The organism is Azospirillum doebereinerae (assembly GCF_003989665.1).
Taxonomy (GTDB): Bacteria; Pseudomonadota; Alphaproteobacteria; order Azospirillales; family Azospirillaceae; genus Azospirillum; species Azospirillum doebereinerae.
In genome coordinates this window covers 296,631-308,156 of sequence record NZ_RZIJ01000004.1, presented here as the reverse complement: position 1 = coordinate 308,156, position 11,526 = coordinate 296,631, and the positions used below count along the sequence as shown (strand labels likewise).

Here is an 11,526-nt window from a genome sequence, read left to right as displayed (position 1 = left end):
GGCGCTGGCCCCGCTCGTGCTGGCCAGCGCGGCCCGCCAACTGTCCGGCGCGAGCGGCGAGCCGCCCGTCAGCAGCGCCCCGGCCATCGCGAGGTTGAGCGGCACGGCGAGCGCCGCCACCCCGGTCAGCCGGGGAAGCCGGGCGACCCGCGCCAGCGGCACGCGGCTCCGCCCGACCGGCAGCGTCTGGTTGGGGGCGACCAGCGCGACGAACAGCGCCCCCCCGGCGGCGGCCAGCAGGCTGCCGTAATGCAGCGCGCGGGCCAGCATCGCGCCGGTGCGGAGCGTCGCGTCCGGCTCCCCGGCCGGCTGCGGCCGTTCGGGCGCGACGCCGACCCCGAACAGCAGCGACCCCGCCACCGGATGACCGTCGTTCGAGGTCACCCGGTAGCTGACCGTGTAAGTCCCTTCCTCCGCCGCGCCGCTGCCGGGCAGGGGGATGCGCAGTTCCTCGTCCGCCGCCGAGGCGGGGCCGGGCAGGGTCAGGGCGCCGCCCGGCCCGAAGGCGTGGACGGCGACCGGCGACACCGGCTCGTTGAAGCGCAGGCGGATCTCGGCGGGCAGACGGTCCACCTGCGCGCCGTCCGCCGGGCTGGCCTCCAGCAGCACCGCGTGCGCCCAGGCGGTGGCGGGGGAGAGGAGAAGCAGGGCGAGGAGGAGAATCGCGACTGCCCCCACCCCGACCCTCCCCCGCTCTCGGTGGACCGAAGGTCCGCCTGCCGCGTCAGCGCAAACCATAGGTTTGCGCGAGAGCTGCGCGGGAGAGGGGACTGCCGCTGGGGGCCGGCAAGGCTCCAGGCCCCCTCTCCCGCAACGCGGGGGAGGGTCGGGGAGGGGGCAAGCCGATGTCACGGCTTCGCCGTCAGCGTGACGCTCGGCGCCGGCTCCTTCAGGTCGTTGGCGCTCTTGCCCGGCTCAGGGATCTCGATCCAGCGGTGCACGCCCTTCTCGCACTCCTGCACGATGGGGAAGGGCAGCACGGTGCCGGCGGCCTTCTCCGGCAGCTTGGCCTGGAGGACGAACTCCTCGTACCACGCGTCGGGCAGGCTGCCGCCCGACCACACCACCTCGGTGACGCCCTTGGTGATGGTCTTGCCGTGGCTTTCGTAGGGGGTGGCGTAGGTGCCCTCGACGGTGGCGAGCGTCCAGCCGGGCTTGGGCATCGGCTTCACCGCCACCACCCCGTCGGGCACGCGGATGCGGATGGCGGTGGTCGGGCTGCCGTCGCAGCCGTGGCCGACGCGGATCACCGCCTTGTAGTAGCTGCCGCTGGGAGCCTGTTTGGTCTCCAGCGTGACGTGGGCGAGCGCGGTGGCGGGCAGGGCGAGCAGAAGGGCGGCCGCGAGGGCGGCGCGAATCGTGCCGGTCATGGCAGAAAACTCCGGAAAACGGTCTGACGATGGATGAGGAAAAGCGGGCGTCAGACCGCGGCCGGGGGACCGCGGGCGAGGAAGGCGTCGTGGGCGCCGCCGGCCGGAACCATGGCCTCGCCCGGCGCGAAGGCGATGCGGACGAAGCGGCCGGGCGGCGTCACCGACGGCCCGGCGGCCGGGCCGAACAGCGTCCCGCCATCGGCCGACAGGCAGAGCGGGCAATGGGCGAGGTGGTCGGAGGGCGAGGAGGGATGGTCCGGCGACTCGGAGCCCGGCGTCGTCGCGCCGTGGCAGACGCTGCCGTCGAGCGCGGCCAGCGCGCGGAGCTGGGGCGGCACGTGCCAACCCATGGCCAGGGCGTGGACGAGCAGCACCGCGACGGCGACCAGCGCCGCGCCCGCGTTCAGCCGTTTCGGTCCAAGCGTCGCCATGCCGCCGACTATGGCGAGCGATCCGCCGCCGGCAAAGGGCAAAATGCGCGGTCGCCGCCGACAACCGTCACCCCCAACCGTCACAAGGCCGCGCTTGCGCCGCGCGAAAGCCCCATGATAGGCGTCAAACCCTCAATCCCGGTTCACCAACGGCAAGGCGCGCGCCGATGACGGAGGTTCTTCGCCGCTACGGCCCGGTCCTGACCGGCGTGATCCTGCTGGCGGTGGCCCTGTGGCTGGCGCTGCTGGTCGTGCTGCCGCAGGTGATGATGGTCGATTTCTCCTTCCGGCCGTCGCTGCCGCCGTCCAGGCTGGGCGGGCCGGAGGACGTCTACACGGTGCGGAACTACGCGACGCTGTGGACCAACCAGATCCATCTGGCGATCTTCCTGAAGACGATCTGGGCGAGCGCGCTGGTCACCGCGACGACGCTGGCCGTCTGCTACCCGGTGGCCTTCTATCTGGCGCAGGTGGCGTCGAAGCGGCGGCTGCCGCTGCTGATCCTGATGCTGGTGGTGCCCTTCTGGATCAACGAGCTGCTGCGCACCTTCGCGTGGTACATCATCCTCGCCTTCAACGGGCCGCTGAACGTGTTGCTGGTGGCGCTGGGGATCTTCGACGAGCCGCAACGCCTGCTGGGCGGCGACGCCGGCGTGATCGTCGGCATGGTCTACGTCTACATCCTATTCATGGTCTTCCCGCTCTACAACGCCATCGAGTCGCTCGACCGCAACCAGATCGAGGCGGCGCGCGACCTCGGCGCCGGCTGGATCCGCATCCACTGGCGGGTCGTGCTGCCCCACGCCAAGCCCGGCATCGCGGTCGGCTGCATCATGACCTTCATGCTGGCGGCGGGCAGCTACGCCGTGCCGGCCCTGCTGGGCGGGCCGCAGAGCCGCTGGTTCACGGAAGTCATCTACAACTGGTTCTTCGAGGGCGGGAACTGGAACCAGGGCGCGGCCTACGCCTTCATCCTGCTGGTCCTCTGCATCGGCTTCATCCTGGCGGCGCTGCGCCTGTTCCGCGTCGGCTTGGCCGACATCGCCAAGTGAGGACACCGCGCCGATGACCGCCGACCGTCTCCGCCGCCTGCTGACCGGCTTCTACCTCGCGGTCTTCTTCGGCTACCTGTTCCTGCCGCTGATCGTCATGGGCGCGGCGACCTTCAACAGCAGCCGCTTTCCCACGGTGACGCCCTGGATGGGCTTCACCCTGTCCTGGTTCTCGGCCCTGTGGGCGGACCAGCGGATGTGGGCGGCGCTGGGCACCAGCCTGATCGTCGGGGCGGGCGTCATCGCGCTGGCGGTGCCGCTCGGGCTGGCGGCGGCGCTGCTGCTCGACCGGCTGCACAGCCGGGCTCGGACCGTCCTCTACGCGCTGATGGTTTCGCCGCTGCTGACGCCGGGGGTGATCGTCGGCATCTCGACGCTGGTGTTCTGGCGGGAGTGGTTCGGGGTGACCGGGGGTGTGTTCCTGACCGTGGTCGCGCAGTCCAGCTACATCGCGGCCTACGCGATGCTGCTGTTCTCGGCCCGGCTGCAACGCTTCGACCCGGCCCTGGAGGAGGCGGCGCTCGACCTCGGCGCCACGCACGGGCAGGTGTTCCGGCGCATCACGCTGCCGTACCTGACCCCGGCCATACTGTCGGCGGCCCTGCTGGCCTTCCTTCAGAGCTTCGAGAACTACAACACGACGCTGTTCGTGCGCGGCCTCGACACCACGCTGACGGTCTACATCGCGTCCAAGGTGCGCACCGGCCTGACGCCGGCCGTCAACGCGCTGTCGCTGGTGCTGATCGCGCTGACCGTGCTGGGGGCGGTCGCCTACGAGATCCTGCGCCGGCGCGAGGCGCGCCGGACGGCAGGATCCGAGGCTTGAGGTCCTTACTCTTCCTCGGCCTCGTCGGCGTCGGATTCGATCTGCGAGGCGAGGTCGCGCAGCATGTCGATGACGTCCTCGTGGCTCGTCTCGTCGACGGCGGCGTTGACGGCGGCCTCGATCATGGCGACGGCGATGTAGGGGCCGAGCGGGCCGCCTTCCTTGATCGCCTCGTCCAGATGCTTCTCGGCGATCGACAGCGCCTTTTCGAACAGCGCTTCGGCCGTCTGGTTGGTGGTGTCCTTGCTCATCGTACGGTCCGTTGCGGAAAGGGGTTGGTCGGACTCCCATAACACGCGCCCGCGCGGGTTGGCGCGGGAATTCGCAAGGGGATGGCGCAAATACAGGCGGGGCTTGCACCCATCCTGCCCCTCGGTCACAGTCGCCCCCGGATTGACCTTAACGGCAAGCGACGGACATGACCGATTCCCCCGACCTGACCCGGCCCGACTCCTATCGGTTCTGGCACGAGGAGCGCGTGCGCTTCGCCGATCTCGACGCGCTCGGCCACGTCAACAACAACGCGCTGGGCGTCTATTTCGAGCAGGGCCGCATCGCCCTGCTGCTCGCGGCCGGCGGCTTCCGCGCCAGCGACGACTGGACGGTGGTCATGGCCCGCAGCGTGATCGAGTACCGCTCGGAGCTGCTCTACCCCAACGACGTGCGGATCGGCGTGCGCGGGCTTCGAATGGGCACCAGCTCGATGACGCTCGGGGTCGGAATCTTCCTGGGCGAGCGCTGCGTCGCGACCCAGGAGGCGGTCTGCGTCGTCGTCGACAAGGCGAGCCACCGCCCGACCCCGCTGCCGGAACCGTTGCGCGCGGCGCTGGCGGAGGCGTAAAGGGGGCCGGTCCCCATCCTTGCTCCGTTATCCAGGTCCCCCAGCCATGAAGCGTCCCGCCCCCAAACGGCGTCCGCCCGCAGAGCCGAAAACCCTCGACGTCACCATCGCCGAGATCGGCGCGCGCGGCGACGGCATCGCGCTCGCGGAGGGGATGCGGCTGTTCGTGCCGCTGACCGTGCCGGGCGACCGGGTGCGGGTCCGCGTCTCCGACCCTGCCGGCAAGGGGGAGGGCGTGCGCGCCGAGCTGCTGGAGACGCTGGAGTCCGGCCCCGGCCGTGGCGAGCCGGCCTGCAAGCATTTCGGGCGCTGCGGTGGCTGCACGCTCCAGCACCTGGAGGACGGCGCCTACGCCGCGTGGAACGCCGATCTGGTGCGCGGCGCGCTGGCGCGGGTCGGGCTGGGCGACACCCCGCTGGAGCCGCTGTCGCGCACCCCGCCGGGCGCCCGCCGCCGCGCCCGCTTCGCGGCGCTGAAGCGCGGCAAGCGCGTGTGGTTCGGCTTCAACGAGCGGCAGAGCCACCGGCTGGTCGATCTGGAGGAGTGCCCGGTCCTGACGCCGCGCCTGCTGGCGCTGGTCGAGCCGCTGCGCGCGCTGCTGGCCGGCGTCCTGCCCGACGGCGGCGCCTGCGACGTGGTGGCGAGCGATCTGGAGGGCGGCATCGACCTGCTGATGGTCGGCCCGCGCGGCCTCGACCGCGCGGCGCGGGAAAGGCTGGTGGCGTTCGAGCCCGACGCCGTCGCCCGCATCGCGTGGCAGGCCGACGACCGTGGCACGCCGGAGCCGGTGGCCAACCGCCGCCCGGCCGCCGTTCGTTTCGGCGGCGTTCCCATCGTCCCGCCGCCCGGCGCCTTCCTCCAGGCGAGCGCCGAGGGCGAGGCGGCGTTGGTCGCCGCCGTCCTCAAGGCGGTGGGGGGCGCGGTGGGCGCGGCGGCGCGGGTCGCCGACCTGTTCGCCGGGCTCGGCACGTTCTCCGTGCCGCTGGCGCAGCGCGCGGCGGTCCACGCGGTGGAGGGCGACGCGGCGGCGGTGGCGGCGCTCAGCCGCTCGGTCCAGGGCCTGCGCCTGACCGCCGAGCGGCGCGACCTGTTCGAAAATCCCCTGACCGCGAAGGAGCTGAACCGCTTCGACGCCGTGGTGTTCGACCCGCCGCGCGCCGGGGCGGCGGCCCAGACCGAGGCGCTGGCGGCGAGCAAGGTGCCGCTGGCGGTGGGCGTGTCCTGCAACCCGGCGACCTTCGCCCGCGACGCGCGGACCCTGGCGGACGGCGGCTACCGGCTGACGCGGGTGCACCCGGTGGACCAGTTCCTGTGGTCCGCGCATGTGGAACTGGTCGGGGTGTTCGAGCGCTGAGGATGCTGACCCGCTTGCCCCCTCCCTAACCCTCCCCCGCTAACGCGGGAGAGGGAACTCCGCCGAACGCCGACAAGGGGCCGGCCCCCTCTCCCGCCAAAGGCGGGGGAGGGATGGGGAGGGGGCAAGCACTGGCAGAACCCTCAATCCACCTGCATCACGATGGCCTTGAGATACGCCGATTCCGGCAGGTTCGGGTGGACCGGATGGTCCGGCCCGGCCCCGGCGCTGCGCAGGATGCGCCCGGTGCGCCCGGCGTCGTTCAGGCCGCGCGCGACCTGCTCGGCGAAGGTCGGCGGATCGACGTTGTGGCTGCACGACCCGCACAGCAGATAACCGCCCGGCGCCGTGATCCTCGCCGCCAGCCGCGCCATCTTGCGGTAGGCCCGGCAGCCGGCGCCCAGATCCTTCTTGGCCTTCACGAAGGCCGGCGGGTCGGCGATCACCACCTCGAACCGCTCGCCGGCCGCGTCCAGCCGCTCCATCTCCTGGAAGGCGTCGGCGCGGCGCGCCTCGAAGCGGTCGGCGACGCCGTTGGCCTCGGCGGCGCGGGCCGCGTTCTCCAGCGCCAGCGCCGAGCGGTCCACCGCGACCACCGAGGTCGCCCCGGCCACCGCGCACTGCACGCCGAAGCCGCCGTTGTAGCTGTAGAAGTCGATGGCCCGCCCGCCTTTCGCCAGCGACGCGATGAAGGCGCGGTTGTCGCGCTGGTCGTAGAACCAGCCGGTCTTCTGGCCGTCCAGCGGGTTGGCGAAGAAGGTGACGCCGTTCTCCTCCAGCCGGATCGGGCCGTCGATCACGCCCTTGACCAGCCGGGTCTCCTCGGCCAGCCCTTCCAGCGCGCGCTGGGTGCCGTCGTTGCGCAGGATGAGCGCGCGCGGGGCCAGCACCTCGTCGATGGCGGCGAGGACCGCGTCGGTGCTGCGGTCCATGAAGACCGAGTTGGCCTGCACCGTCACCACGTCGCCGAAGCGGTCGACGATCAGCCCCGGCAGCCCGTCGGCCTCGGCGTGGACCAGCCGGTAATAGGGCCGGTCGAACAGCCGCTCTCGCAGGTCCAGCGCCCGCCGCAGCCGGTCGGCGAAGAAGCCGTGGTCGATCCGCGCCGCCGGGTCGGCCGACAGCATCCGCGCGGCGATCAGCGTGTGCGGGTTGAAGGTGGCGATGCCGAGCGGCGTGCCGCCGGCGTCGAGCAGACGCACCGGGCTGCCCGGCGGCAGCGCCTTGGCGGCGGCGTCCATCTGCACTTCGTTGGAATAGACCCAGGGATGGCCGAGCTGGACGCGCTTGTGGCGGCCGGCCTGCAGGTGGATCGCCGGGTACTTGACGGTGTTGGGGAGAATGTCGCTCATGGGCCGCATCCTAGCGGCAAATCGGCGGCGCGCAATGGGAGCGCTCGCGCGGTCACTCGCCGTCGCAGCATCCGCCGGACAAGCCGCCAGGGGAGGCGTCCGGCGTCGCGGCCGGGCGTCTGGACGGGGCGCGGTTGTCGTTCACGCCGTCCAGATTTTTGCACAGGAGGAGCGTCTCGCGGCGATGTCCGCCTCGAATAAAACAATCAGCGATCCGATTGTCCGTGGTCCGATCGGAAATACCGCGCTCGGGCAAGGCTGTATGGATGGCCGCGCAGCCAAGTCCACGCGCCAGACCATCCATGGCGTCCAGCAGAGTTCCAGCCACGCCGGGGACGTCGAACAGGTCGAGCACTACGAAGTTGTCGACGGTCATAACGCGACCGTGGCGCAGATGCTCCTCTATGGCGTATGAGAACAGCCCGTGGAGGTAACCCCGCGCGTTCTGGACCGTCATGATGCCGGTCCGGGGGGCCGGGGCGCCGCCAGCCTCACCACCGATGTCCAGGACCGCTGCGGCAAATGCGCGCCACTGCTCCACCGCAAGGCCGGGGGCGGCCACGCAGACCAACGGGTAGGCCTGGTCAATCTGTCGTCGACCAAGGGGTTTCGCGATGAAACAGTCGTCCATTTCCGTCCGGCCGATTGCAAGGACACTGAACGATGGCGGGCCCGGCCGTGAGGGTCGTTGACATGGATCAATGTTGCTGCGGCCACCCCTACACATAGTGGGTTTATTGGAGGCAGGCGCGTACGGCGTCGGTCTATGCGCACGCCTGCGTAACCTGCCCCCCTCCTTAACAGTACGTACCCAGCGGTGGTGCAACCCAGAAGGCGCGGCTTCCGGCCGCCCGGGGCAAACGGGAGAGATTGTATGACATCAGCGACTCTGACTTCAGGGGCCACCCTGGGCAGCCAGCGGGTGTCGGAAGACGTGCGTTACAACGAGGACGCCATCCGACTCTTCGTTATCGCTGCGACGTTCTGGGGCGTGGTCGGCTTTCTGGCCGGCACGTTCATCGCCCTGCAACTCGCGTTTCCGGCACTGAATCTCGGTTTCGAGTGGACCAGCTTCGGCCGCCTGCGGCCGGTCCACACCTCGGCCGTCATTTTCGCGTTCGGCGGCAACGTTCTGTTCGCCACCTCGCTCTATTCGGTCCAGCGGACCAGCCGCCAGTTTCTCTTCGGGGGCGAAGGGCTGGCGAAGTTCATCTTCTGGAACTACAACGTCTTCATCGTGCTCGCCGCGTTGAGCTACGTCCTGGGCTACACCCAGGGCAAGGAATACGCCGAGCCGGAGTGGATCCTCGACCTCTACCTGACGGTCATCTGGGTGCTCTACGCCGTCCAGTTCGTCGGCACGGTGATGACGCGGCGCGAGTCGCACATCTACGTGGCGAACTGGTTCTTCCTGGCGTTCATCCTGACCGTCGCGGTCCTGCACATCGGCAACAACGTCAACGTTCCGGTCTCCATCACCGGCATGAAGTCGTACCCGTTCGTCTCGGGCGTGCAGAGCGCCATGGTGCAGTGGTGGTACGGGCACAACGCGGTCGGCTTCTTCCTGACCGCCGGTTTCCTGGGCATCATGTACTACTTCGTGCCCAAGCGCGCCGAGCGTCCGGTCTATTCCTACCGCCTGTCGATCGTGCACTTCTGGACCCTGATCTTCCTCTACATCTGGGCCGGTCCGCACCACCTGCACTACACCTCGCTGCCGGATTGGGCGCAGACGCTGGGCATGACCTTCTCGGTCATGCTGTGGATGCCGTCCTGGGGCGGCATGATCAACGGCATCATGACCCTGTCGGGCGCCTGGGATAAGCTGCGCACCGATCCGGTCCTGCGTTTCCTCGTCACGTCGGTGGCCTTCTACGGCATGTCGACCTTCGAGGGCCCGCTGATGTCGGTGAAGCCGGTCAACGCGCTGTCGCACTACACGGACTGGACCATCGGCCACGTGCACTCCGGTGCCTTGGGCTGGGTGGCCTTCATCTCCTTCGGCGCCATCTACTTCCTGGTCCCGGTTCTGTGGAAGCGTTCGCAGCTCTACAGCCTGCGTCTGGTCAGCTACCACTTCTGGACCGCCACCATCGGCATCGTGCTGTACATCACCGCCATGTGGGTGTCGGGCATCATGCAGGGCCTGATGTGGCGCGCCTACGACGGCCTGGGCTTCCTCCAGTACTCCTTCGTCGAGACCGTCGCGGCCATGCACCCGTTCTACGTCATCCGCGCGATGGGCGGCGTGCTGTTCCTCGCCGGGTCCCTGATCATGGTCTACAACCTGTGGCGCACGGCCAAGGGTGATGTCCGCATCGAGAAGCCCTACGCCTCCACCCCGCACAAGGCAGCGGTCGGCGCGGCCTAAAGCCCAGGAAGGATGCGAGAAAAATGGCTCAGGAAAAAAAGGGCTTCAGCCACGACCTGATCGAGCGGAACACGCTTCTGCTCATCGTGTTGACGCTGATCACCATCTCGATCGGCGGTCTGGTGCAGATCGTCCCGCTGTTCACGATCGAATCGACCATCGAGAAGGTGGACGGGGTTCGCCCCTATTCGCCGCTCGAGGTGGCCGGCCAGTCGATCTACATCCGTGAAGGCTGCTACAACTGCCACAGCCAGCAGATCCGTCCGTTCCGTGACGAGGTCGAGCGCTACGGCCACTACTCGCTGGCGGCGGAGTCGATGTACGACCACCCGTTCCAGTGGGGCTCCAAGCGCACCGGCCCCGATCTGGCCCGCGTGGGCGGCAAGTACTCCAACGACTGGCAGGTCGCCCATCTGGTCGACCCGCGCGCCGTGGTGCCGGAATCCATCATGCCGGGCTACGCCTGGATGAAGGACCGTCCGCTCGCCTACACCGACATCGGCGACGTCCTGAAGACGCTGCGGATCGTCGGCGTCCCCTACACGGACGACCAGATCGCCAACGCCAAGGCCGACCTCGAAGCGCAGAAGAATCCGGACGGCGACGTCGCCGCCCTGACCAAGCGCTACCCGAAGGCCGTGGTGGCGAACTTCACCGGCAACAAGACCGTCACCGAAATGGACGCTCTCGTGGCCTACCTGCAGGTGCTGGGCACCATGGTGGATTTCACCAAGTACCAGTCGCCCAAGCAGCTCCAGCAGTAATCGGGGGAGGAATCCATGGATTTGGATTCGATCACGGTGATGCTTCGGTCGTTCTGGACGGTGTGGTTGATGGTGCTGTTGACGGGGATCCTGGTTTACGCCATGTGGCCCGGCAACCGCCGTACCTTCGACGACGCCTCCCGGATCCCGCTCAAGGATGACGGTCAGGAGTTTTAGGCCATGGCACAGAATTACAAAGATGAGTTGTCCGGCGTCGAGACCACCGGCCACGAGTGGGACGGTCTCCGCGAACTGAACAACCCGCTGCCCAAGTGGTGGCTGTATATTTTCTACGTCTGCATTGCTTGGTCGCTGGTGTACTACGTGTTCTACCCGGCGTGGCCGCTGGGCAAGAGCTACACGAAGGGCATCCTCGGCTATTCGCAGCGCGAGGAACTCGTCACCAAGCTGGCCGAGGGCAAGGCCGGTCAGGCCAAGTACCTGACCGCCATCGCCGGAAAGTCGGTGGACGAGATCCAGAAGGACAAGGATCTGCTCAGCTTCGCCATGGCGGGCGGCCGGTCCTACTTCAACGAGAACTGCGCGGCCTGCCACGGCGCCGGCGGCCAGGGGGCCAAGGGCTTCCCGACGCTGGCCGACGACGTGTGGCTGTGGGGCGGCACCACCGCCGACATCTACCAGACGATCCAGCACGGCATCCGTTCGGATGACGGCGAGACGCGCGGCGTTCCCAACGCCGGCATGACCGCGTTCGGCCGCGACGGCATCCTGAACCGCGAGCAGATCGATCAGGTGACGGACTACGTGCTGTCGCTGAACGGCAAGCAGGCCGACGCCGCCAAGGTGGCCAAGGGCAAGACCGTGTACGAAGAGAACTGCGTGGCGTGCCATGGCGATCAGGCCCAGGGTGCGTTGGCCGCCGGTCTCGACGGAATCGGCGCCCCGCCGCTCAAGCAGGCCAACTGGCTGTTCGGCGGCGACAAGGCCACGCTGGTGGAGACCGTGACCAACGGCCGCGCCGGCGTGATGCCGGCCTGGTCCAAGCGTCTGGACGACGCGACGATCAAGTCGCTGGCCGTCTACGTCCACAACCTGGGCGGCGGCAAGTAAGCCGGCGCCAAGGTTGGGAACGCTTATGAAGTGCCGGGGAGGAAACTCCCCGGCATTTTTCTTTGGCGAAAAGTCCGGACGGTGTGCTTGA

At 69.1% G+C, this 11,526-nt stretch carries 14 protein-coding genes; 8 read left to right on the top strand and 6 right to left on the bottom strand.

Annotated elements, in window-relative coordinates; genetic code table 11:
- The 3 genes from EJ913_RS08015 to EJ913_RS08005 all read right to left on the bottom strand — a co-directional run.
- A partial coding sequence (locus tag EJ913_RS08015; protein ID WP_185909711.1) for a copper resistance CopC family protein occupies window positions 1-678 on the bottom strand: 678 nt, incomplete at its 3' end.
- A 170-nt stretch (window positions 679-848) separates the two neighbouring features.
- Complete coding sequence (locus EJ913_RS08010) at window positions 849-1,370, bottom strand: YcnI family copper-binding membrane protein (RefSeq protein WP_126996530.1); 522 nt, start codon at window positions 1,368-1,370, stop codon at window positions 849-851.
- 50 nt (window positions 1,371-1,420) lie between these two features.
- Entirely contained in the window at window positions 1,421-1,804 is a 384-nt protein-coding gene (locus EJ913_RS08005) for a hypothetical protein (protein WP_126996528.1), read from the bottom strand.
- Between the two features lie 167 nt (window positions 1,805-1,971).
- Between EJ913_RS08005 and EJ913_RS08000 the strand changes: the two genes are divergently transcribed.
- A complete protein-coding gene (locus EJ913_RS08000; RefSeq protein WP_126996526.1) occupies window positions 1,972-2,856 on the top strand; it encodes an ABC transporter permease in 885 nt (294 codons plus the stop codon).
- Window positions 2,857-2,869: 13 nt separating this feature from the next.
- Window positions 2,870-3,682, top strand: a complete 813-nt coding sequence (locus tag EJ913_RS07995; protein WP_126996524.1) for an ABC transporter permease — start codon at window positions 2,870-2,872, stop codon at window positions 3,680-3,682.
- A gap of 5 nt (window positions 3,683-3,687) precedes the next feature.
- Here the strand turns inward: EJ913_RS07995 and EJ913_RS07990 are convergent, their stop codons facing one another.
- Window positions 3,688-3,933 carry a hypothetical protein gene (locus EJ913_RS07990; RefSeq protein WP_126996522.1) on the bottom strand — a complete coding sequence of 82 codons (246 nt, stop codon included), beginning with the start codon at window positions 3,931-3,933 and terminating at the stop codon, window positions 3,688-3,690.
- A 167-nt stretch (window positions 3,934-4,100) separates the two neighbouring features.
- On the opposite strand from EJ913_RS07990, the gene EJ913_RS07985 reads away from it, so the two are divergent.
- A complete protein-coding gene (locus EJ913_RS07985) occupies window positions 4,101-4,523 on the top strand; it encodes an acyl-CoA thioesterase (RefSeq protein WP_126996520.1) in 423 nt (140 codons plus the stop codon).
- Between the two features lie 46 nt (window positions 4,524-4,569).
- Complete coding sequence (locus EJ913_RS07980; RefSeq protein ID WP_126996518.1) at window positions 4,570-5,877, top strand: class I SAM-dependent RNA methyltransferase; 1,308 nt, start codon at window positions 4,570-4,572, stop codon at window positions 5,875-5,877.
- Window positions 5,878-6,020: 143 nt separating this feature from the next.
- Here the strand turns inward: EJ913_RS07980 and EJ913_RS07975 are convergent, their stop codons facing one another.
- Both EJ913_RS07975 and EJ913_RS07970 read right to left on the bottom strand, forming a co-directional pair.
- On the bottom strand, window positions 6,021-7,229 hold the full coding sequence (locus EJ913_RS07975) for a class I SAM-dependent rRNA methyltransferase (protein WP_126996516.1): 1,209 nt from the start codon (window positions 7,227-7,229) through the stop codon (window positions 6,021-6,023).
- 52 nt (window positions 7,230-7,281) lie between these two features.
- The gene (locus tag EJ913_RS07970; protein ID WP_185909710.1) at window positions 7,282-7,860 is read right to left on the bottom strand and encodes a hypothetical protein; all 579 of its coding nucleotides are present in this window, start codon (window positions 7,858-7,860) and stop codon (window positions 7,282-7,284) included.
- Between the two features lie 243 nt (window positions 7,861-8,103).
- Here EJ913_RS07970 and ccoN point away from each other — a divergent pair, with 243 nt between their 5' ends.
- From ccoN to ccoP, 4 genes are read left to right on the top strand one after another with little or no spacing between them, the layout of a single operon-like run.
- A complete protein-coding gene (gene ccoN / locus EJ913_RS07965) occupies window positions 8,104-9,600 on the top strand; it encodes a cytochrome-c oxidase, cbb3-type subunit I (RefSeq protein ID WP_126996514.1) in 1,497 nt (498 codons plus the stop codon).
- A gap of 23 nt (window positions 9,601-9,623) precedes the next feature.
- Window positions 9,624-10,364, top strand: a complete 741-nt coding sequence (gene ccoO, locus EJ913_RS07960; protein WP_126996512.1) for a cytochrome-c oxidase, cbb3-type subunit II — start codon at window positions 9,624-9,626, stop codon at window positions 10,362-10,364.
- A 15-nt stretch (window positions 10,365-10,379) separates the two neighbouring features.
- Window positions 10,380-10,541, top strand: coding sequence for a cbb3-type cytochrome c oxidase subunit 3 (locus EJ913_RS07955; protein WP_126996510.1), 162 nt, complete (start codon window positions 10,380-10,382; stop codon window positions 10,539-10,541).
- A gap of 3 nt (window positions 10,542-10,544) precedes the next feature.
- Complete coding sequence (ccoP, locus tag EJ913_RS07950) at window positions 10,545-11,435, top strand: cytochrome-c oxidase, cbb3-type subunit III (RefSeq protein ID WP_126996508.1); 891 nt, start codon at window positions 10,545-10,547, stop codon at window positions 11,433-11,435.
- Window positions 11,436-11,526: the final 91 nt, after the last annotated feature.

Bases quoted from the DNA above. Each gene is read 5' to 3' on its own strand.
- EJ913_RS08010 (WP_126996530.1), bottom strand. From the start codon at position 1,370: ATGACCGGCACGATTCGCGCCGCCCTCGCGGCCGCCCTTCTGCTCGCC.
- EJ913_RS08005 (WP_126996528.1), bottom strand. From the start codon at position 1,804: ATGGCGACGCTTGGACCGAAACGGCTGAACGCGGGCGCGGCGCTGGTC.
- EJ913_RS08000 (WP_126996526.1), top strand. From the start codon at position 1,972: ATGACGGAGGTTCTTCGCCGCTACGGCCCGGTCCTGACCGGCGTGATC.
- EJ913_RS07995 (WP_126996524.1), top strand. From the start codon at position 2,870: ATGACCGCCGACCGTCTCCGCCGCCTGCTGACCGGCTTCTACCTCGCG.
- EJ913_RS07990 (WP_126996522.1), bottom strand. From the start codon at position 3,933: ATGAGCAAGGACACCACCAACCAGACGGCCGAAGCGCTGTTCGAAAAG.
- EJ913_RS07985 (WP_126996520.1), top strand. From the start codon at position 4,101: ATGACCGATTCCCCCGACCTGACCCGGCCCGACTCCTATCGGTTCTGG.
- EJ913_RS07980 (WP_126996518.1), top strand. From the start codon at position 4,570: ATGAAGCGTCCCGCCCCCAAACGGCGTCCGCCCGCAGAGCCGAAAACC.
- EJ913_RS07975 (WP_126996516.1), bottom strand. From the start codon at position 7,229: ATGAGCGACATTCTCCCCAACACCGTCAAGTACCCGGCGATCCACCTG.
- EJ913_RS07970 (WP_185909710.1), bottom strand. From the start codon at position 7,860: ATGGACGACTGTTTCATCGCGAAACCCCTTGGTCGACGACAGATTGAC.
- ccoN (WP_126996514.1), top strand. From the start codon at position 8,104: ATGACATCAGCGACTCTGACTTCAGGGGCCACCCTGGGCAGCCAGCGG.
- ccoO (WP_126996512.1), top strand. From the start codon at position 9,624: ATGGCTCAGGAAAAAAAGGGCTTCAGCCACGACCTGATCGAGCGGAAC.
- EJ913_RS07955 (WP_126996510.1), top strand. From the start codon at position 10,380: ATGGATTTGGATTCGATCACGGTGATGCTTCGGTCGTTCTGGACGGTG.
- ccoP (WP_126996508.1), top strand. From the start codon at position 10,545: ATGGCACAGAATTACAAAGATGAGTTGTCCGGCGTCGAGACCACCGGC.